This is a genomic window from Methylophilus flavus (assembly GCF_042678905.1).
GTDB classification, from domain to species: Bacteria; Pseudomonadota; Gammaproteobacteria; order Burkholderiales; family Methylophilaceae; genus Methylophilus; species Methylophilus flavus.
In genome coordinates, this window is sequence record NZ_JBHTLN010000001.1 from 1,215,979 (window position 1) to 1,236,364 (window position 20,386).

The 20,386-nt window shown below is 48.5% G+C and carries 25 protein-coding genes; 11 read left to right on the forward strand and 14 right to left on the reverse strand.

Annotated features, from left to right (window positions below; all coding sequences use genetic code 11):
* Window positions 1-393 precede the first annotated feature (393 nt).
* Together ACFQ2T_RS05930 and ACFQ2T_RS05935 are read left to right on the forward strand one after the other, a co-directional pair.
* The gene (locus tag ACFQ2T_RS05930; protein WP_379031815.1) at window positions 394-1,026 is read left to right on the forward strand and encodes a DUF4255 domain-containing protein; all 633 of its coding nucleotides are present in this window, start codon (window positions 394-396) and stop codon (window positions 1,024-1,026) included.
* A gap of 3 nt (window positions 1,027-1,029) precedes the next feature.
* Window positions 1,030-2,523, forward strand: a complete 1,494-nt coding sequence (locus ACFQ2T_RS05935; protein WP_379031818.1) for a phage tail sheath family protein — start codon at window positions 1,030-1,032, stop codon at window positions 2,521-2,523.
* A gap of 69 nt (window positions 2,524-2,592) precedes the next feature.
* On the opposite strand, the gene ACFQ2T_RS05940 is transcribed toward ACFQ2T_RS05935, so the two are convergent.
* From ACFQ2T_RS05940 to ACFQ2T_RS05970, 7 genes are all read right to left on the reverse strand, one after another.
* Window positions 2,593-2,931, reverse strand: a complete 339-nt coding sequence (locus ACFQ2T_RS05940; protein WP_379031821.1) for a four-helix bundle copper-binding protein — start codon at window positions 2,929-2,931, stop codon at window positions 2,593-2,595.
* A 109-nt stretch (window positions 2,932-3,040) separates the two neighbouring features.
* Window positions 3,041-3,334, reverse strand: coding sequence for a hypothetical protein (locus ACFQ2T_RS05945; protein ID WP_379031824.1), 294 nt, complete (start codon window positions 3,332-3,334; stop codon window positions 3,041-3,043).
* 160 nt (window positions 3,335-3,494) lie between these two features.
* The gene (locus tag ACFQ2T_RS05950) at window positions 3,495-4,028 is read right to left on the reverse strand and encodes a c-type cytochrome (RefSeq protein ID WP_379031826.1); all 534 of its coding nucleotides are present in this window, start codon (window positions 4,026-4,028) and stop codon (window positions 3,495-3,497) included.
* Between the two features lie 239 nt (window positions 4,029-4,267).
* Window positions 4,268-4,426 (reverse strand): hypothetical protein, encoded by a 159-nt coding sequence (locus ACFQ2T_RS05955; RefSeq protein ID WP_379031829.1) that lies wholly within the window; start codon window positions 4,424-4,426, stop codon window positions 4,268-4,270.
* 322 nt (window positions 4,427-4,748) lie between these two features.
* On the reverse strand, window positions 4,749-5,168 hold the full coding sequence (locus ACFQ2T_RS05960) for a hypothetical protein (RefSeq protein ID WP_379031832.1): 420 nt from the start codon (window positions 5,166-5,168) through the stop codon (window positions 4,749-4,751).
* A gap of 193 nt (window positions 5,169-5,361) precedes the next feature.
* On the reverse strand, window positions 5,362-6,225 hold the full coding sequence (locus ACFQ2T_RS05965) for an SDR family oxidoreductase (RefSeq protein ID WP_379031835.1): 864 nt from the start codon (window positions 6,223-6,225) through the stop codon (window positions 5,362-5,364).
* A gap of 130 nt (window positions 6,226-6,355) precedes the next feature.
* On the reverse strand, window positions 6,356-6,679 hold the full coding sequence (locus ACFQ2T_RS05970) for a hypothetical protein (RefSeq protein ID WP_379031838.1): 324 nt from the start codon (window positions 6,677-6,679) through the stop codon (window positions 6,356-6,358).
* A 439-nt stretch (window positions 6,680-7,118) separates the two neighbouring features.
* On the opposite strand from ACFQ2T_RS05970, the gene ACFQ2T_RS05975 reads away from it, so the two are divergent.
* The 4 genes from ACFQ2T_RS05975 (at window position 7,119) to ACFQ2T_RS05990 (ending at window position 11,654) form a co-directional block, all read left to right on the forward strand.
* Window positions 7,119-8,432: a class I SAM-dependent methyltransferase gene (locus tag ACFQ2T_RS05975; protein WP_379031841.1), complete on the forward strand. Its 1,314-nt coding sequence runs from the start codon at window positions 7,119-7,121 to the stop codon at window positions 8,430-8,432.
* A gap of 35 nt (window positions 8,433-8,467) precedes the next feature.
* Complete coding sequence (locus tag ACFQ2T_RS05980; RefSeq protein WP_379031844.1) at window positions 8,468-9,799, forward strand: PQQ-dependent sugar dehydrogenase; 1,332 nt, start codon at window positions 8,468-8,470, stop codon at window positions 9,797-9,799.
* Between the two features lie 100 nt (window positions 9,800-9,899).
* A complete protein-coding gene (locus ACFQ2T_RS05985; RefSeq protein ID WP_379031847.1) occupies window positions 9,900-10,937 on the forward strand; it encodes a DNA topoisomerase IB in 1,038 nt (345 codons plus the stop codon).
* 99 nt (window positions 10,938-11,036) lie between these two features.
* Window positions 11,037-11,654: a response regulator gene (locus tag ACFQ2T_RS05990; protein ID WP_379031850.1), complete on the forward strand. Its 618-nt coding sequence runs from the start codon at window positions 11,037-11,039 to the stop codon at window positions 11,652-11,654.
* 180 nt (window positions 11,655-11,834) lie between these two features.
* Here the strand turns inward: ACFQ2T_RS05990 and ACFQ2T_RS05995 are convergent, their stop codons facing one another.
* Window positions 11,835-12,437 carry a Yip1 family protein gene (locus ACFQ2T_RS05995; protein ID WP_379031853.1) on the reverse strand — a complete coding sequence of 201 codons (603 nt, stop codon included), beginning with the start codon at window positions 12,435-12,437 and terminating at the stop codon, window positions 11,835-11,837.
* Between the two features lie 462 nt (window positions 12,438-12,899).
* Between ACFQ2T_RS05995 and ACFQ2T_RS06000 the strand changes: the two genes are divergently transcribed.
* Window positions 12,900-13,364: a PA2169 family four-helix-bundle protein gene (locus ACFQ2T_RS06000; RefSeq protein ID WP_379031856.1), complete on the forward strand. Its 465-nt coding sequence runs from the start codon at window positions 12,900-12,902 to the stop codon at window positions 13,362-13,364.
* Between the two features lie 68 nt (window positions 13,365-13,432).
* Here the strand turns inward: ACFQ2T_RS06000 and ACFQ2T_RS06005 are convergent, their stop codons facing one another.
* Entirely contained in the window at window positions 13,433-13,675 is a 243-nt protein-coding gene (locus ACFQ2T_RS06005; RefSeq protein WP_379031859.1) for a DUF2171 domain-containing protein, read from the reverse strand.
* A 313-nt stretch (window positions 13,676-13,988) separates the two neighbouring features.
* Here ACFQ2T_RS06005 and ACFQ2T_RS06010 point away from each other — a divergent pair, with 313 nt between their 5' ends.
* The gene (locus ACFQ2T_RS06010) at window positions 13,989-14,186 is read left to right on the forward strand and encodes a hypothetical protein (RefSeq protein ID WP_055826504.1); all 198 of its coding nucleotides are present in this window, start codon (window positions 13,989-13,991) and stop codon (window positions 14,184-14,186) included.
* Between the two features lie 78 nt (window positions 14,187-14,264).
* Complete coding sequence (locus ACFQ2T_RS06015) at window positions 14,265-14,759, forward strand: pyridoxamine 5'-phosphate oxidase family protein (RefSeq protein WP_379031862.1); 495 nt, start codon at window positions 14,265-14,267, stop codon at window positions 14,757-14,759.
* A gap of 68 nt (window positions 14,760-14,827) precedes the next feature.
* Here the strand turns inward: ACFQ2T_RS06015 and pqqA are convergent, their stop codons facing one another.
* From pqqA to ACFQ2T_RS06040, 5 genes are all read right to left on the reverse strand, one after another.
* Window positions 14,828-14,899, reverse strand: a complete 72-nt coding sequence (gene pqqA, locus ACFQ2T_RS06020; RefSeq protein WP_081624291.1) for a pyrroloquinoline quinone precursor peptide PqqA — start codon at window positions 14,897-14,899, stop codon at window positions 14,828-14,830.
* Window positions 14,900-15,013: 114 nt separating this feature from the next.
* Window positions 15,014-16,168, reverse strand: a complete 1,155-nt coding sequence (gene nhaA / locus ACFQ2T_RS06025) for a Na+/H+ antiporter NhaA (protein ID WP_379031864.1) — start codon at window positions 16,166-16,168, stop codon at window positions 15,014-15,016.
* A 59-nt stretch (window positions 16,169-16,227) separates the two neighbouring features.
* Complete coding sequence (locus ACFQ2T_RS06030; protein ID WP_379031867.1) at window positions 16,228-17,313, reverse strand: phospholipase A; 1,086 nt, start codon at window positions 17,311-17,313, stop codon at window positions 16,228-16,230.
* A gap of 137 nt (window positions 17,314-17,450) precedes the next feature.
* Window positions 17,451-18,509: an aldo/keto reductase gene (locus ACFQ2T_RS06035; protein WP_379031869.1), complete on the reverse strand. Its 1,059-nt coding sequence runs from the start codon at window positions 18,507-18,509 to the stop codon at window positions 17,451-17,453.
* Entirely contained in the window at window positions 18,509-19,075 is a 567-nt protein-coding gene (locus ACFQ2T_RS06040; protein ID WP_379031871.1) for a hypothetical protein, read from the reverse strand. The genes ACFQ2T_RS06035 and ACFQ2T_RS06040 overlap by 1 nt, the downstream gene beginning before the upstream one ends.
* Before the next feature lie 275 nt (window positions 19,076-19,350).
* Between ACFQ2T_RS06040 and ACFQ2T_RS06045 the strand changes: the two genes are divergently transcribed.
* Window positions 19,351-19,818: a hypothetical protein gene (locus tag ACFQ2T_RS06045; RefSeq protein ID WP_379031873.1), complete on the forward strand. Its 468-nt coding sequence runs from the start codon at window positions 19,351-19,353 to the stop codon at window positions 19,816-19,818.
* Window positions 19,819-19,827: 9 nt separating this feature from the next.
* Window positions 19,828-20,385 carry a YMGG-like glycine zipper-containing protein gene (locus tag ACFQ2T_RS06050; RefSeq protein WP_379031875.1) on the forward strand — a complete coding sequence of 186 codons (558 nt, stop codon included), beginning with the start codon at window positions 19,828-19,830 and terminating at the stop codon, window positions 20,383-20,385.
* Window position 20,386 lies beyond the last annotated feature (1 nt).

Here is a 20,386-nt window from a genome sequence, read left to right on the forward strand (position 1 = left end):
ACTTACAACTCTCTATCTAAGAGCAACACTTGCCCATAGGAATTTTGACATTCCTATGGGCATTTAATTTGTAGCGCTTCAAAACGTCGAGCTTCAAAAATGCTGGGCAAGATTTGTTTCGCAATCCAATTCTTTCTCAGCCATGTGCCAGGATTGTTTACCATTCGATCCGGGTGACTCATGATGGTCAATACACCACCACCTGCATTCAATGGATTTTTGAATTCAACACTGCATGGGCAGCGCATCATCAGGCTCACGCACATCACCAGGCTTCAGTCAGGCATCAGGCCTGGGCGGGTAAGACCCAGGTTTCATAACGTGAAAGCTTAACTATCGCGCGCATCGGCTAACCGTCCTATAATGGCTTGAAATAGTCAAAGTGAGACCGCCATGATTGCGCATGCCATGACCATCATTGTGAATGAGCTGAATCATCACCTGACAGAAACGTACGGTATCAATGCGAATCATGCGCCCGCGGGGCTACGCAATATTTCCTCAGAGCAATTCCTGCCGCAACCCGGTGCAGAGTCAGCGACAGAGGAATGCCTTAACCTGACGCTGGTGAATATCCAACAAGACTCGAGTGACAGGAATACAAACCTGCCTTCGAGGGATACATCAGGCACAATTTATCAAACACCTCCCCTTTCTTTAAATTTACTGATATTGCTGACTGCTACGCACACTTCTTACAGCCAGGCATTATTAATGCTGGGAAGAGCCATGCGATTTTTCCATGTGAAGCCGCTATTTACCGAGAGCAATGTGTCACATGCCTCATTGACGCAATATGCACCTGAAAATGGGCTGGATAAACTCAACGAGTTTAGATTCAGCTTTGTCCTGCACTCGCCCACAGTAGAAGAGAACCAGCAGCTTTGGGCAACCCTGCAATCCGCTCAGGTGCCGTCCGCCTGGTACAAGTTAGGGCTGCTAGACCTGCCCCCCAATGCACAAAAAACCAAAGAGCTGCCTATACTTGAGCGGCGCATGATCACCAACAACGTCATTAAAAGCTAATGTATGGCTACCCATAAAACGCCCGGTGTATATGTAGAAGAAACTGCCAAATTTCCACCTTCAATTGCGGCCGTTGAAACAGCGATCACCGCCTTCATTGGCTATACCGAAAAAGCCGAGCGCGATGGCGCCTCGTTGTTGCAAGTGGCGACTGGCGTTTCCTCATTGCTTGAATATGAGCGTTTGTTTGGTGGTGCGCCGGCCGAAAAAGTCACCCTTTGCTTAAACAATCAAAACAAGGTGGTTGAGGCCAAAATCGATCATACGTTTTACCTGTATGACAGCCTGCGTTTATTCTTCGCTAACGGCGGTGGACGTTGCATGATTGTGGCAGTCGGTGACTATAGCAGCGAGATTTCTTCAGACAGTTTGGCACAAGGGCTGAACGCTATCGAAAAGCTGACCGAGCCAACCATCATTGTGATGCCGGAAGCGGTTGCTACAAACAATCATGGCGTAGCACTCTACGACGCCGCATTAGCGCAATGTGCACATGTGCACAATCGAATGACCATCTGTGATTTACACCATCATGTCACTGAAACAGACTTTGATCTTGCAGTGGATGATTTCAGAAATGGCATCGGCAATGAAAATCTTAAACATGGTGCGGTCTATGGTCCCTGGTTAGTCACTGCTTTTACCAGGGAAATCCGGTTTGGCAATATCACCCTGCAGCGCCAGGCAGATGCGACCGTCATCACACCGGAAAGCTTAACCAGCGATGCAAATACGCTCGCCCTTATCGCTCAGATACGATTGGCAGAACAACCTGCCGTAGGGCTTAAAAAGAGTAAGGTTACATACAAGGAAACGTCCAGGCGCCATGCAACGCTGTCATTGCAAGCACTGTATCAGGCACTTTATGCACAATTTGATCTGTTTAAAGATTGGGTAGACCAAGCCACCCTGGCATTGAATACAATCCCGCCCAGTGGCGCAATAGCTGGAGTGTATGCGCAGGTAGACAATAATCGTGGCGTGTGGAAAGCCCCGGCTAATATCTCACTCTATCAGGCTAAACCCATCGTTGATATCCCTGATGCAGTGCAGGATGGTTTGAATATCGATGCAATCGCAGGCAAATCTGTTAATGCTATTCGTACATTCACTGGTAAAGGCACATTGGTATGGGGCGCGAGAACACTGGCAGGCAATGACAATGAATGGCGTTACATCAGCGTGCACAGATTTTTTAAATTTATAGAAGCCTCAATCAGGCAAGGTATTCAGGCGTTTGTATTTGAAGCCAATGACGCCAATACCTGGACTAAACTTCAGGCAATGATTGAGAACTTTCTAATATTGCAATGGCGTGCAGGCGCACTGCAAGGCGCTAAACCTGAACACGCGTTTTATGTGGCGATCGGGTTAGGAAAAACCATGACAGCGCTAGATATCTTAGAGGGGCGGATGCTGATAGAAATTGGCATGGCATGCATCAGACCGGCGGAGTTTACCATCCTTAAATTCAGCCAAAAAATGGCGCAATCATAAGACTCTTATGCGCAATAAAATAGACAGGCTTGTTTAAAGCCTGTCTATTCTTATTCAGGATAAGGGAATTTAAGCGTACGCCGCAACGCCCACCTTCAGGCACTCTACTGCACACAGTCTACAGGCCTCGGCACATTGACGGCAGTGGATAGAAGCATGTTTTTCACACTCCTCTGCACACGCAGTACAGATTTCGGCACAATCCTGGCACACCAGTTCTACAAAATCACTGCCACGCGCAACAAATGAAGCGGTCAAGCGGCAAAAATCTGCACAGTCCATATCATGCTCAATGCAGGTTCTCATCATGGGGTCGGCCTCGCTCTCACAAGCAATGGCGCAATTTTCACAGGCATCCGCGCATTGCTTGCACAGTTGCATCAACAATTTAAGGTTTTGCTCGGTCATGATTTTGCTCCCGCTAAAAATCAGTCATCAGAAATAGAAAAGCCTTGCATATATCCTTACCTGATTGAAATCCGGTATGAACATCGCAAGGCAGTATATCTACAGCAGCTTACTTGTTCTGCTGGTTCACGCCAGTACCGCCTTCAGCAGGCTTTTCCTGGAAACGTTTGCTTTTTTCAAGGTTGCCTGGCTTGGACTGTTTGTTACCAGATCCCTGGTTGGCATTGCTACCGTTGTTGTCCGGCTGATCTTGCAGGTAATCGCCGTTTTTAGTGCTATTAGGCACTTCTTTTTTCTGCTGGTGCGCCGGTGGCACATCACCGCCCGTAGCATCTGCCGCAATAACAGCAGTGGTAGCACTCATAAACACACTGGCAAGTAAAACTGTGAGTAATTTATTCATCGTATTCTCCTCATAATTATTTGAATTGCCCTTGCAGGGGCAGTGATACTCATACTACTTATGCAAGCTTTTGTTGTATGTAAGCAGGCCCACGAATGTGCTGTAGGATAAAAAAGACCACCGCGAAAGGTGGTCTTTTCATTTTAGTGAGACGCTTAATTTAGCTGTCTTCATTACCGGTCAGACTGCCATGGCTACGTACCCAAGCAATCACTTTCAGTAACTCATCCGGTGAAATACCATTGTTAGGGTCAGAAGGATCCATCAGGCCTTTACCCTTGGCGCCCATACCGCCGTTTGTACCGTTCCACACGGTCTCGAACATGCCTTTGTTAGTCGCGTCCTTGGCATAGTTATAGTTAGGGCCAGTCAATGCAGGACCGACCTGGCCGCCGGCTTCAGGACCATGGCACTGGGTGCAGGAATATAACTGGAAGATTTTTTTACCGGCTTTGATCGCATCGTCTTTACCAACATAAGGGTTTTTGCCGGTGGCTAAAAACTCCTTGGCGGCTGGTGTATCAAACAACTCAGGCTTGATATCCAGTGCTGAGCCATCCTGTGTCTTAACGAATTTAATCGCTGGGCCACTGGCACCTGCTGATGCAGCTTCGCCTGAACCGGATTCATTTTTATTACAGGCGGTTAACCCTGTGATCAGCACCAACATGCCTAGACCTAGTTTTGTATTCATCGTTGTTCTCCTTGGTAAATGAAGTGTTCTTTTATTGCTTCATGCTTAATGCCAATCAAAGCATTGTTTGCAAATTGATTATGAATAAAAGAAAAAGGCTCGCCCATGTAACAAAGGCGGAATCTCCTGTAGGACGATTCGTACAAGGCACAATGAAAAAGGCATTGAATCCCACCGGACAGATAGGATTTAAGACGCAAAAAAACCCGGATTTCTCCAGGTTTTTCATCCTCAGCTAGTTAACCGTGTTGTTTGCTACCAGGTTGCTGAGATTTGCCTTGCTGGCTGCCGGGCGCTTGTTGCTTGCTGCCCTGCGCATGTTGCTGCTGCTGGTCTTTGCTGACTTTAGCGCCAGATTTGTCCTGTTGCTGATTTTTGTTGTTTTGTAAATTTGCCATTGTTAAATCTCCTTCGGAATATTATTAGGCCAAACCGTTACCTGAATGACCTGAAATGTTTCGTTTAGAAAATGAAGTAACGTGAGTCCATGATAAAAGTGTTTAGGACTTGGCTTTATCGTGAAAGCGCCTAATATGCTGTCAGAATTTCCAACCTTTCGCGGATTACTTTCATCTTTAACACCAATCATCTTTATAGGATGCAAGTAATCAAAATTCTGGGCAGATTACGTGCAACAAACACGCCTGCTGCTCATTCAAGGCCCGGATACAAAAAAACCTGGAGCAATCCAAGTTTTTTTATAACTAGCAAATACAAGCATCAGTTCCTGTTATTGCCTTCGCCTTGCTGTTTACCACCAGATAAAGGCTGGCTGCCAGGCGCCTGATCTTTATCCACATTGGACTGCTGCTTTTGTGCAGGATCAATCTGCTCAGTGCCTGCATCAATACCCTGCTCCTGCTGACCCTGCTTGGACTGGCCCTGGCCTTGTTGGTTTTGGCCTTGCTGACTCTGATTATGCTGACCCTGGTTTTTTTGATCCTGGCCAGGCTGGCCCTGATTTTGTTGACCCTGGTTTTTCTGGTCTTGGCCTGGTTGGCCCTGATTTTGACCACGTTGGTCTTGCTGGCCTTGATGCTTCTGATCCTGGCCTTGTTGCGCCTGACCCTGCTGGGTCTGGTTTTGCTGACCTTGATTCTTTTGGTCCTGACCAACTTGGTTGTCTTGTGGATTTGCCATGATATATCTCCTATATGTAATAAGATTCGGCCAGAGGGTTAAAAAAGGCCTGAATCCTTTGTTTTAAATATAACCCTGAGCCATCTTAGGTGACCAAAACACCCGCGGTTATCATCCAATGACGTATTCTGTTGTCAGACAAACTAATGCTAAGTGTTCCAAATTTAACTCAAAGAATCTGGCTCTGGATTTTCTAGCCATTCACCACTTCACCACCATTCGCATGCAGCACCTGGCCTGTCATATAAGAAGAATCCTGGCAGGCCAGAAACACATAGGCGGGCGCAATTTCACTTGGTTGTCCGGGGCGCTTCATCGGCACCTGGTTACCAAATTCGCTGACCTTTTTCTCATCGAAAGTGGAAGGGATCAAAGGCGTCCATACCGGGCCTGGCGCCACTGCGTTCACATAAATCTCATCCTCAACCAATTGTTTGGCTAACGAGCGGGTGAATGAAACCACCGCGCCTTTGGTAGATGAATAATCCAGCAACTCGGGACTGCCGCGATAGGCGGTGACTGAGGTGGTGTTAATAATGTGACTTTTTTTTGGCAAATGCGGTAAGGCAGCCTTGACCAGGTAAAACATGGAGAAAATATTATTCCTGAACGTATGTTCCAACTGTCTTTGCGTAATATCCAGGATGCTTTTTTGCGGAAACTGCTGGGCGGCATTGTTAATGACAATGTCCAGTTTTCCGAACTGCTTTAAGGTATTCAGCACGGATTGTTGGCAAAACGACTCATCCGAGATATCGCCTGGCAGTAATAAACATTTGCTGCCGTAAGACTCCACCAGCGCTTTGGTCTTGTGCGCATCCTCATGTTCTTCAAGATACACGATCGCTACGTGAGCGCCCTCTGCGGCAAAGTGCACAGCCACTGCACGGCCAATGCCGCTATCGCCACCGGTGATAATGGCCACCTTATCCTTTAATTTACCGCCGGCATTATATTCAGCATCGATATAAATGGGCGTTGGCGTCATCTCTTCTTCCGAACCCGGCTGCTCTTCCTGATGCTGGGGTGGATTAAGTTTTTCTTTTGCTGCTTCCATACAAGTTCTCCTTACAACTGGTGAGCAGAATTGCTCACCAGCAAACTCTTTTACTTAATGCATCTATCTAAATGAAAAGCCAGGCTGTGACCCCTGGCTTTTCAAGCCATCTCTTTTAAATGATGACGTCTTAGTTCTGCAGATTATTTTCAAACGAGGTAGGCTGCATAGGCTCTTTAGGCTGAGGAATATCTTTCTCGCGATTTGGCAAACCTTCAGCTGGTACTTCAGGTGGCACAATCACACCGCGCTCATGCGGCATTTTTGGTGGCACATTCACGCTATCTGAATCCATGTCACATGAAGGTTTTTTGGAGTTTGGGGAGTTATCACAGGGTGGTACTGCATTATTAACGGGGGGTTTTGCAGCAGGCTTTTTAACGGGCTTATCTGCCGCCCAGGCTGTGCCAAGCATTGGCATCACTACAAGTATCATCAGAATTAATTTACGCATGACAACTGCTCCTTTGTTGTTGAGAACCTGGTATCTAGCCTGAATACTATGGGCAGGCTGAAAAAACAGGCATAGGCAAAAACTGATTTGTGTGTAGGAATGGGCCCATTTCAATGCACGGACAGCACAAAAATCTATTTCATCAATGATGAATTCCAGGATTTTTTCTCATCCATATCTCGCGCGCCAGGCAATCAATAAACCATTGTCAGACCTGTCTGACATCACAATCAGTGGCGGACCTATGTTGGTCAAGTCGTCATATTTCTACACTCACAACCCATACATCACTATTTATTTATTTGGCGTGATGAGTCGGCTTTCAGCTCCTGATCCTGAAATTTTTATTCTGCACATACGCTGATAAAAAAGCCAACTGCCAGACCCGATACATAGTGATCAGCATTATTCGCAAATCAAGTCAGCTGGAGATCGTCACATGAGCAGCAATCTGAATCACGCCTTGCGATTTGAGCAAGCATGGCAGCCGGAAGTGTTTGATACACACACCGCGCTTGCGGATTCAACACAGGTACTCAATGACAATGGCGATAACACCAAATCACGTTTTATCCTTAACCGTTTATTTCAGAACTACTCAGGTTCTTTCGCCGTACGTTTGTGGAATGGCAGCATGCTCTACATTGGCAAAGACACCCCTGCCTTTACTTTTTGCCTGGAGAATGCATCTGTATTAAGAGACATGGTGTTGTTCAGTGACCCTACCCGTCTGGCAGAAGCTTATTTTGCGGGTGAGGTAGAAATTTTGGGGGATTTCAGTGCCGCCATGCAGCTGCACTATTACTTTGAATCTGTTTCCCTACCCCTGCATGAGAAGTTGGGCCTGGTATTTCGCGCGCTGACGCTGGCTGATAGCCAGACCGAGCCAGCCGCAGAATCTGCCCAGCCCGCACAACCTGTTCACTCCTCAACCGCACCATCCGTTATCCTTGATTACAATTTACCCGGCGACTTTTACCGCATGTGGCTGGATGACAAAATGATGCATTCCTGCGCTTACTTTGGCGATGCCGCACAGGATCTGGCACAGGCACAACACAATCAGCTAGACCTTATTTGCCTGAAACTGCATTTGCAGCATGGTGATTCGGTGCTGGATATTGGGGGTAACTGGGGCGGACTGGCTTGCTGGGCAGCCAGGCATTATGGTGTGTTCGTCCATAGCATTACCCAGAGCCCGGAACAATATGCCTATGCCCTCGCTGAAGTGAAAAGGCAGGGACTGGAGAAAATGGTGACCGTTGCGCTATGTCACTACAATGACTTACCCGATGACGCACGTTACGACAAAGTATTCAGCATAGGTATAAGGAGTCAGGTTGGTGAACAGCATTTGGCGTCTTATCTTGCCAAGGTTTATTCGGTGCTCAAACCGGGCGGCCTGTTTCTTGACCATGAAGTCACATTAGAAAGCCCTGGCCGCCAGCATGAAATATCTACTGCATTTATCAACCGGCAAGTTTTCCCTGATGGTGATTTAACCACGCTGTCGCACATCAGGCAGGAAATGCAGTCGGGCAGACTGGAAATATTCAATGTTGAAGGTTTGCGAAGGCACCATGCGTTGACATTGCGCCGCTGGATAGCGAAACTGGAACAACAGCATCAGCAAGTCACCCAGCTGGTCGGCGAGCGTACTTTTCGCATCTGGCGTCTTTATATGACCGCTTGCGCCATCCAGTTTGAACAAGGCGTGACCGGTATTCATCAAATTCTTGCCGTGCGCCGTTAAGGCGAATGCACCCATTACCGCTAGGAGTCAACATCATGCAAACCACACCACCACAATTATTGATCAGCAGTTCACTATTAATGCTGGCACTGAGCGGTTGCTCGCAACCTGCTAAATTGCCGGAAGCGGCTGGCTTTGGCCCCGAGCCTGATCTATCTTCGTACCAGACTGGCTTGATTCCAACCGTGCATGTGGCGAAAGCGGTCGGCTGGCCTGAAGGCAAAAAACCGACCTCGGCACCCGGCACCAATGTAGTAGCGTTTGCCAGCGACCTGCAACACCCGCGCTGGCTGTATGAACTGCCGAATGGCGATATCCTGGTGGCAGAAACCAACCATCATGAGAAAAAAGAGGGTTTCGACCTGAAAGGCTTAATTGCCGGTATCTTCATGAAAAATGGCGGAGCAGGCGCAGAGAGTTTTAACCGCATCACCTTGTTGCGTGATACCGATGGCGACGGTGTGGCTGACATCAAGCAAGTGTTTCTTGAAAACCTGAACTCCCCTTTTGGCATGGCACTGGTAGGTGACACTTTCTATGTGGCCAATGCCGATGCCCTGGTTAAATTCCCGTATCAGGAAGGCCAGACAAAAATCACCGCGCCAGGCGTGAAAGTGACCGACCTGCCTGCAGAACGTAACCATCACTGGACCAAAAACATCCTGCCTAACAAAGATGGCAGCAAGATTTATGTCACTGTTGGCTCCAACAGCAACGTCGGTGAAAACGGCATGGAGACTGAAAAAGAGCGCGCAGCGATCTGGGAAGTGGACGCGGCTTCCGGCCAACATAATATCTTTGCATCAGGTTTGCGTAACCCTAACGGCATGGCATGGGAACCCGACAGTGGCGCACTGTGGGTAGTGGTGAATGAGCGCGACGAGATAGGCAGTGACCTGGTACCTGATTATATGACCTCGGTGTCACAAGGGGGCTTTTATGGCTGGCCTTACAGCTATTACGGCCAGCACGTAGATACCCGTATCAAGCCACAAAATCCTGACCTGGTCGCCAAGGCAATCAAACCGGATTATGCGCTGGGCTCGCACACCGCTTCTCTGGGATTAACACCGGCCAAAGGTAACAACCTGCCGGATCAGTTCAAGAATGGCATGTTTATCGGACAGCATGGCTCCTGGAACCGTATCCCTTACAGCGGCTATAAAGTGATCTTTGTGCCGTTTGAAAGTGGTAAACCGGCAGGCAAACCGATAGACGTGCTGACAGAATTCCTCAATGTGGATGGCGAAGCGCAAGGCCGCCCGGTTGGTGTACTGGTGGATAAACGTGGTCACCTGCTGGTGGCAGATGATGTCGGCAATGTGATCTGGAATGTGAAAAGCAGCAAAAAAACGGCCACGAAATAATGCTTGAGGACTGTCGCCACGCTGAATGACATCAGGTGGCGATCGATTTATATAGCGCATGGTGATGATGTCTGAATTGTTAAATTAAACGGGTGTGCAAGTGGCTGCAGAAAATGGACATGCTTTAGAGAAGTTACGTTACATCCAGGATGACACGCCCGGCTACAGCCGCCAGGCTTACCGGGGAAAATTCAGGTATCTGGACCAGCGTGGCGAGGTATTGAAAGAGGAAAAAGACATCAACCGTATTGTGGCCCTGCGCATACCTCCCGCTTGGCAAACGGTATGGATCTGCACACGGGCCAACGGGCATCTGCAAGCCACCGGCCGTGATGCCAAAGGCCGTAAGCAATACCTTTACCATGCAGAATGGCGCAAGCAGCGCGAAGCTAAGAAGTACGAGCATATGATTGAATTCGGCCTGCAATTGCCAGGCATACGTGCCCATATTGCACGCGATCTGGCATCTCCGGGCCTGGGCAAGGAAAAAGTGTTGGCCATGCTGATCTACCTGCTGGAGAACACCTTGATACGCATAGGCAATGACGAATATGCCAAAAGCAATAAATCGTTTGGGTTAACCACTTTGCGTAACCGTCATGTAGAGATACAAGGCAGTGAGATACAGTTCCATTTCCGCGGTAAAAGTGGTGTGGAGCACAGCCTGAGCCTGCGTGACCGGCGCCTGGCGCGCCTGATACGCAATATGCGGGAGTTGCCCGGACAGACGCTGTTCCAGTATGTGGATGCAGAAGGTGAGCGGCATGCCATCGGCTCGGCAGAGGTAAATGAATATTTGCAGCAGATCACCAATGGTGATTTCACTGCCAAGGATTTTCGTACCTGGTTTGGCAGTTTGCATACCCTGATGGCGCTCAGTGAACTGGAGCCATATACCAGCGTCACAGAAGCAAAGAAGAATATCGTGGCGGCCATATGTGTGGCCGCCTCTAAGTTGGGTAACACGCCTGCCATCTGCCGCAACAGTTATGTGCATCCGTGGATACTCGAATGCTACCTGGCTGGCACCGAGTTCCGGCAACCGGTACAGGAAGCAGACTATAACGAAACCGAATTAAGTGCGGCTGAACAGAGCATGCTGTGCCTGTTACAGCAGCGATTGAAGGCTCGCACCTGAGCCATTTAAAAGTTTTAAAGGCAGTCCAGCCATTCATACAGAATTCTAGTTTGAGAAGTTTTGCTGACTCTCCTTCACATTATTGGAGATGAACAAGAGATGAAAAATATATTATTGCTGTACGGAAATGAATTAAGTCACAATGCCTTGAAGGATTTGATCAATGCCGATAGTGCCATGCACCTGGTAGAAGAGGTCAGTGATGCAGGCGAGGCGATTGCGAAAATCCGTGCGCAGAAATTCGACGTGGTGATCCTGGACGTGTCATCACCGGAGAAAAATGGCCTGGAGACGTTCTGCGATTTGAAACAGGCCTACCCGTCACTGCCTATCCTGATCATCAATGGCAGTGACCAGGTGGACCGCATGGCGAACTTCACCCGGCTTGGTTGTAGGGGCTATTTGTCCTATACCGCCGACAGCGCGCAAGTCATCCCGGCGATTAAATCGGTTGCGCGCGGCCAATCCTACCTGGTATCTACCCACGAGAAACTGGATGAAAGAGACCATCCTATGCTGCATGAGCGTTTGTCATTGCGCGAGCTGCAGGTGTTTTTCAAACTGATCAAAGGCCAGCCAGTCAACTCGGTGGCGGAAGAGCTATCGATAGCACCTGGCTCGGTCAGCGTGTTCCGTTCCAAGATACTCAAGAAAATGAATATGAATAACAATGCTTCATTGATTCACTATGCGCTGGATCATCATTTGATCAGTTAATTGCTAAGCCTAGTCACTATTCAACGGCATTATTAAAAGCTAGGCTCATGAATTTGAGACCTGGCTTTATTATTTCTATTATTTCTGTGTTAATGACAAAAAAATCTGCCACCCCACATTGGTCGGGTGGCAGATGCTGTGTAACTATTTAAATAAAAACTAGCTTAATAAAACGAGTGATCAGGACTTTTTGATCGCAAACTGCATTTGCTCGATCGCTTCCCATGAGATCAGCGAACCAATCATCACCACGGCAAAGCCTAAGCCTGCGGTACATACAATCGCCAGCGTCAAGGTAGAAATTGCGCCACGTTCACGGATGGAGAATATATATTTCACGCCACGGTAAACGAGTCCAATCGATGCCAGGATAGCGATGCCGTGCACAACGACGTTAAAGCTCAGGCTGGGCACCACATAAAACACCGAAGTTAACCAAAGCGGCGTAGTGGCAATGGCAATGATCAATAATGAGTCACGGAAGCTGGGTTTTTTGTCTACCATTTCAGCCAGGTTCTGGGTGATCCAGGCCATCGCCAGAATAACTGCAACCTGCAGTACAAATAATTCCGCACAAATCATCAGTAAACGGTTACCCGGCAAGGTATCCATAAACTGTCTTGGATAATTATGATGCAATCTGAGATACATCATGACGCACGGGATAAGCGATAAAGGCAGCACATAGAATAAGAGTAACTGCGTTACGCCCGGCTTTTCAGCTTTGGCTTTTTTCTCCGTGGCTTTCGGCGTCACGTAATCAAATAATCGGATAAGGTTCATGATGTACTCCTAACTACTATTGAAAGATTTTTGCTTGCCAGCAAGTCTTCCAGTCAATTTCAAATCAGGAATAAAGATCTGATTAAGCTAGAGAAGACAACAAAGAAGATCAAACTGGAATGCTGTTAATCGCTATTATGGAGACTTGCCAAAAAGTCACTACAAGTCTGCGTCTGATTTGCCTGTAGGAAAACACACGTTTTGATTGAAGGTTTATTCCCACAATGCGGTTTTTTCTAACCCTTTCAATCCATATATTTCTCTAAGGTCATTCTTTACTATCGGATCTGAAAACTGGTTCACAGGAAAACAAAACAGAAGGTTACAAGTTGGTTGTTAACCATGCATTCACCGGTAAAGCGATTCCTACAATCATTTACGACTCTCTCCGATGCAGCGACTTTACTGCCATTGGCATACTGAAGTTTCTATACATAACGACTTAGATTTGGAGAAACGATCATGGCAGATAATGATGATGTGATTGATACATTGAATGATTTGATTGAGACATCTAAAGATGGCGAAGCAGGCTTCCGCAACTCGGCAGAAAATGTGGATGACCCGCAATTGAAGGCGTTCTTCTTACGTCGCTCACTGGAGGTGGCTTCGAGTGCACAGGAACTGCAAGGACTGGTGCGCTCATTAGGTGGTGAGCCGGCTGAGTCCAGCACCATCGGTGGTGCATTGCACAGACGCTGGATTGATTTAAAAACTGCCCTCACCAGCAATGACAGAGTTGCCGTGCTGAATGAAACCGAACGTGGTGAAGATGTGGCACTGAACGCCTACCGCAAGGCGGCCGAAAAAGACTTGCCTATCAATGTGCGTATGGTAGTGACCCGCCAGCTGGAAGGCGCTAAACGCAACCATGATGAAGTAAAACATCTGCGTGATGCAGCGCGTGCTGCGGCAGAAGTACACTAAATCATGAAGCAGAAAAAAGCCCTGTTGTCTTGCAGGGCTTTTTTGTTACTTAAGCTGCTGGAAAAAGCTTAAACATTTTCCATAGCTTGCGTAGTCCATTCCTTTTTCACCTGTTCAAGCGTGCGGTTGATTTTTACCACACCACCTTCAGTAGAAATCACCCAGGTAACCGGTATGTAATGGTGGATGCCAGAGTCGTCTTTCTTAAGCTTGATGGTATCCGGGCCAGTGGTGTGATCTACCACCGCGAACTCTTCAGCTTGTGCAGTCACTACTGGCATATCTTCTTTAATTTCATGAGCTTCAATCATTTTAAATTTCCCTTCGTTGGCATTATTTAATCCAGATGCATACTGAATTGGAGCCTCCATTTTGCATGCAAGCCGTCACTGGCCTCTAGGGCGCTATGACTGAATGTTTTGTAGGAATATTCAACTGGATAAAGTGACAATCAAAATTTCCTTGTCACTGACACAAAAATAAATGTTATCTGACAGCTTTATCCACGAATGTCCTACGGCAAGTTTAAGAATGAAAATTTATGATTATTGATAGATAAGGTGTAGTCGTACAGAAATAGAGCTATTTCTTGAGACTAGGCTTTTCAATCACAGGAGAATATTGATGGCTTTATTTTATGTAAGCGCTAGCAAACCTAAACAAGACGTTCCATTTTGGACATCCAGCGTGATTGCCCAGGATATGGAAGAGAGCTACCGGATCGGCAAAGAGCGATTCGAATCCGAAAACCCTGATTTGAATATTGAGGATTTCACCTTGGTTGCCACCGGCGAATCTGCTGAAAAATCGATTACCACCTAACCATCAACTTTGCTGAGTCACTATTTTTGCTGAGTTACTATCGAACTCATTTGTATTGATCTATTTAAAGGAAAAAGAATGAAAATTCACACACAAAACACAGAAGAATTGACCAAACTTGGCGAGCTGATTGAAGACTTCAGGATTGCCATGCTGACATTTATCGATGACAAAGGTGCTTTAATCAGCCAGCCTATGGGTCCGATAGAGCTGGATGCTGATGGCAATATCTGGTTTTTTACCGACAGCCATTCCGAAAAAGCGCAGCATCTGGATGAATTGAACGTGGCATTTAGCGGCGAGCCTGATGGCACTTATGTTTCCCTGTCTGGTTATGGCGAGCTGGTGACAGATCAGGCTCGTAAAGAGGAACTTTGGTCTCCATTTGTGAAGCCGTGGTTTCCTGATGGCCCTGATTCACCAAACCTGGCATTGTTGAAGTTTGTACCGCATATCGCTGAGTATTGGGATGCGCCGCACAGTTCAGTGGTCAGGTTATTTGCGATGGCAGCTTCCATTGTCGCCGCAAGACCCATCGGATTGGGCGATCATGGACATCTCAACCATCTATAAGAAATGAGATTCTGGAAACAACAAACCCGACACCAGGTCGGGTTTGTTCATGCAAGTTAACGCTGGAATTACTTATTCATGACGTACATAGTCACTTCAAAGCCAAAACGCATTTCAGTAGCAGCTGGTTTAGTCCACATAGTCATTCTCCTGGAAGGTTAAGAGCGCATCACCTGATGCATCTCGTTAGGTATCACTATACGTAGATGGCTTGTACAAAGCTTGCGCAGCATCCCTAAAAATGACTCATGATTTCACGTAGTCACTTTATTTGGTAGCGTCGCCCGCAACCACCACCAGCCGAACACACCTGAAAATAGTGACCCGGTCAGGATCGCCATTTTGGATAACTGGATCAATGCTGGTTGGCCGGCAAAGGCCAGATTGGTGATAAAAATGGACATGGTAAAACCTATGCCGCCGAGAATCCCTGCACCGATCACATGCCTCCAGCGTAATGAAGAAGGCAACTTGCATACACCAGTTTTCACTGCAAGCCAGGCTGCCAATGCAATACCAACAGGTTTGCCTATGAGTAACCCAGCGATAATACCTAGGCTATTGCTGTGAGAGAACATGTCTTGCAAACTGCGCATATCAATCGCCAACCCGGTATTGGCAAATGCAAAAATCGGCAAAATCAGGAAAGCCACAGGCAAGTAAAGGGCGTGTTCCAGTTTATGCGACAGTGAATCCTGGTCATCCCTTGCAAAAGGAATGGTAAACGCCAGCGCAACGCCGGCGACAGTGGGATGTACGCCGGATTGCAGTGTTAACCACCACACCATCACGCCACCCAGTATGTAAGGCAGCATATAGCGCACCTGCCACCGGTTCAACAACAGTAAGCAGGCGATGACTGCCAGTGCAGCGAGCAGGTAAACGAGTGAAATGGAGGAGGTATAGAACACGGCGATCACGATAGCCGCACCAAGGTCATCAATCACTGCAAATGCCACCAGGAACACTTTCAAAGCAACGGGTACACGAGACCTCAATACCGAAAGTACGCCAATGGCAAATGCGATGTCCGTCGCCATCGGGATACCAATGCCTGGTTGGTACGCAGTGCCATGATTGAATGCCCAGAAGATCAGGGCCGGAGTTAACATGCCGCCGATGGCGGCAACAGTCGGCAGTAAAGCATCATTGAGACTTGATAGCTCGCCTGCATATAGCTCACGCTTTAACTCCAGGCCGATCAACAAAAAGAAAATGGCCATTAGGCCATCATTCACCCATTCTTCCAGGCTCAGGCCCATCCAGTGACTATGCCAAAACGCATGGTATTGCCCTGCAAAACCGCTATTGGCAATGACAAGCGCCAATAGGGTGAATAGCAGTAGCAACACACTACTGGATTGATCGGACGCAAAAAACCTGCGAAGTATTGGATGAAATAGCAACATACGCCGACATGTTACCCTGACACATACTTTGCCAATACACTTTTTACAGAGATTTGAGATTACTCTCCAATCGCAAAGCCAATGCCGAACATGGTTTGTGCCTGGTTGTAATCGAGCAGGGATACACCATAGCCACTGGCGAGCATGGCGTAAAACTTCACGCTTTCACTCTTGAGTGGTTTGTAGTGCACATCAAACTTCACGTAGCCTTTGTTATCACTACGCAAGTTGTTTCTCAGCGTCACGCTGGCCGCCGTATTCTGCGCCTCATTATCCCAGCGCAAACTCACGTCGCCGTAGCCCATGTACTTGCTGATGTCCGGGTTGTCGTCTTCTGATTTACTTTCCGGAATGCGCCACCATGGCTTGAACAACAGGCTGTAGCGCTCATTCAGTTGCCAGCCGCCTTGCAGGTAGATCCTGTTCCAACCGCGTGACAGTGGCTGTGAACGCCCATTGGACTCATGCACTACGCCCAGATTCAACATGTCGGGCATGACTGCCCACTGTTTGGTTTCACCAGGTTTATTGAGGCCTAACGACAAAATCAGTTCAGGAGAGTAGTTGTGGTCTCGCATGGGGCGCGACTGGTCTTTTTCGGTCACTTGCCAGAAAGATTGCTGCGTATAAGCCCCCCAAAGCCTGGCGCTATGTACCCAGTTATTCTCAGGCAACCAGTCAGACATATTCACTAGCTGGGTTTTCAGGCTGATCTGGAAATGCAGGTCATTGTTGCTCAAATCCCTGTCCTGGGTGTTAGGCCTGGAAGGTGAGGTAGGTACATCATTTGGATTGGTGGAATATGTCCCTACGACGTAATTCAATTGATGTGTTTCCAGGTCAGTGAAATGCAGTTCATCCTGTGGATTCAAGTGCCATTTACGTGCCAGATAGGTGGTTTTTTCATCCACCTTTTTTACCAGGCTCTCCTGCTTGGCAGACTGCACAGGGGTGGCAGCAGTTTTGCTGGAGGCATACTGCTCCGCTACTTGATCAAAGCACACCAGGCGGCGACTGGCATCATCGATAAACTCTGTCTGGCATGTGTGCAATGCCGCCTGCATTTCATTGCCTGTCGCGGCCTGCGCGCCCCCCGCCAGTATGAAAGCAACCATGATCTGGCTGCGTCCGTAAATCTTCATCATACGTATATCCCTTATTCTTTATATTCGTTTACTTTAAGCCTGTTTATTAAATTCGTACGATTACCACTGTTTGCTTTGTACGACTATTGATCTTGCACTACCCTTTTTTACCACTAAGCGCTTTAGTAGGATTGTCATTATGGCGCAGGGTTCATCATGGTCAGGTGCAGTTGTTCAATCGCATTCAACACCTCTTCGCTTAAGTGCACTGTGTACGCCGCGATATTTTCCTGTAACTGCGCCATGGTGGTCGCTCCGATAATGGTGCTGCCCATAAACCAGCGGTGGTAGACAAAGCTCAGTGCCAGTTGCACAGGCGTAAGCCCATGCGCCTGCGCCAGTTCAGCATACGCAGCGGAGGCCGCGGGCACGCCTGGTTTTTTATAGCGCTGCGCATAGCCGGTAAACAAAGTCACCCGACCTGGCGCATCCGGGTTTTTAATGTACTTGCCGGTGAGATGGCCAAAAGCGAGTGGAGAATACGCAGCCAGGCTGATGCGTTCGCGGTACAGCACTTCAGCCATGCCAAACTCCAGGCCGCGATTCATCAGGTTATAACAGTTTTGCAAGACTGAAATGCGTGGCAAGCCTTGCTCACGCGCAACGCGCAAGAACTCCATCAAGCCCCACGGTTGCTCATTGCTCAGTCCGATAGTGCGGACTTTGCCTTCTTTGATCAATTCATCCAGCGCTTGCAGTTGTGCCTGTATGGTCACCCATGAAATCGGCTGGCCGTCACTATCCAGCTCGGCTTTAGGATCAAACTGGTATTGGCCGAACATGGGCACGTTACGTTCCGGCCAGTGCAGATAAAGCACATCCAGGTAATCGGTTTGCAAGCGCTGCAGGCTGTCATGCACTGCCTGGCGGATATTGGCTTTATCCAGGCCGCTTGGCCCGCCACGTATCCACTGCATACCGCGCCGCGGTCCGGCGATCTTGCTTGCCAGTACGAACTTGTCGCGTGGCTGCTTTTTAATCCAGTGGCCGAGGATGGTTTCAGTGCGGGTGACGGTCTCTGCCTTGGGCGGCACCGGGTACATTTCTGCGGTATCGATAAAATTGATGCCTTGCGCCAGGGCGAAATCCAGCTGGTTGTCAGCATCCTCTTGTGTGTTCTGGTCGCCGTAGGTCATGGTGCCCAGGGCAATTTTGGAGACGCGAATGCCGCTGTCTCCCAAATACGTTTCATCCATTAATGTAACACCTGCTTTTCTGTCGGCACCTGCATTACGATGCTGGAAACCGCCTCTGGTTCCTTTTCTGCCGGCAAAACCCAGCCGGCATCTTTGCTGGCCACCATCAGCATGCGGCTGATGGCCAACACCAGCTCTTTGCTCAGGCTCATATTCACGTTGGCGCCACCAGCACACACGATCTGCATGCTGTTGAGCTGGTCATTAATCGACACAAAACGTGTTTCAATCGCCAGCAATTCCTGTTGATTACTAGCCGCACGTTGCTGGTAAGCCGTATCAAAATCCAGTGTTTCCAGATTCTGTACGGCTTCCGCTTCCTGTTCAAACTGTCGGGTAGCCGCTGCCGGAGATTGCAGGTTGTCCAACAGGCTTGCTGAATGCGCAGACGACACTGGCAGATGTGCCTCACGGTTGAATACAGAAAATATTTGCCGGGCGACGCGGTAAGTGATCCATACGCGGACTTCCTGCTCATTGTTGACGGCTGCCTTTAATAACAGCCGGTCCTGCTGGCTGTCATAGGCCAAATTAATTTGCTGTACTGATTGTGTTTGAGATTGCATATTGGACTTTCCGGAAGCTAGCGTTTCGCTTGCACACTCTGACAAGTTACTAAAAGCAGTCTAAAAAAGATAGGCTTCCACACGGGTTTTTTATGTAAATCTTATGAATCAGGAACAAGTGGCAACAACTGAAGCTAAAGGCTGCTTAGTCTCAAGTGTTGACATAGATACAATCCGATACAAAACGTTGCACCTTTCCGCGAATAAATTTCACTATTCTGAGGTCTGAATCACTAACAGCAGTCTTTGGTAGCTGTGCTTTTGGGAGAGACCTGATGAAAACGAAATATAGTGTATTAAGCGGTTTGCTGATCAGCCTGATGTTGATCAGCAACCTGGCGCAAGCGCACCCGCCCGGTCACCGCGGCGGCTGGCGTGGTAGTGTAGGCGTTTACGTGGGCAGCCCGTTTCCGTTTTATGGACCTCCGGCACCGTTTGCTTATTCATATGGGTACCCCTACTATCCTTACCCGTACGCTTACAGTCCGCCGCAAGTCATCGTGACGCAACCGCCACAACCACAGGTATATATTGAACAAGGTGGAGTGACCTCAACGCCTGATGTCTCAGCGCAGCCACCAGCGCAGGCAACATCACCGACAGCCAGTGCCGGCAATAATGCCGCTCAAGGCTACTGGTATTACTGTGAGCAATCCGATAGCTACTACCCTTATGTGAAAGAGTGCGCTGCGGGCTGGAAACAAGTCACCCCTACCCCGCCGCCAGCCACTTCTGGCAGATAGGATCACAAGATGAAATCATCTACCCGTATCGTGTGCATTGGTTTGGCAGTGGCTTTAACCGGCTGTGCAACCACCCCTGGCGGGCCCAGCAATATGGCCCTGCCTGGCACCGGCAAAGACTTTAACCTGTTCAGGGCTGATGATTTATCCTGCCGCGACTTTGCACTGGGCCAGATCGGCTCTAAAAGCGTTAACCAGCAATACAATCAAAGCCTGGCAGCAACGACCGCTGTCGGCACTGTGATTGGCGCCGCACTGGGTGCCGCAGCTGGCGGGGGTCAAGGGGCAGCCATAGGTGCAGGCGTCGGCGCCTTATCCGGTGGAGCGATCGGAGCAGACACAGCCGCCACCAGCGGCGACAATGCCCAGCAAAAATATGACAACGCCTACCTGCAATGCATGTATGCGGCAGGGCATAAAATCCCGGTACCGGCCAGCATGGCAAAAACCTATACCCAGGGCACCAGCTCAACACAAATCACCAGAACGCAAAGTACGATAGGCACGCCTCCAGTAAGGTCAACCTATTACCCGCCTCCACCGCCACCTCCCGGCTATCAGCGTTAAA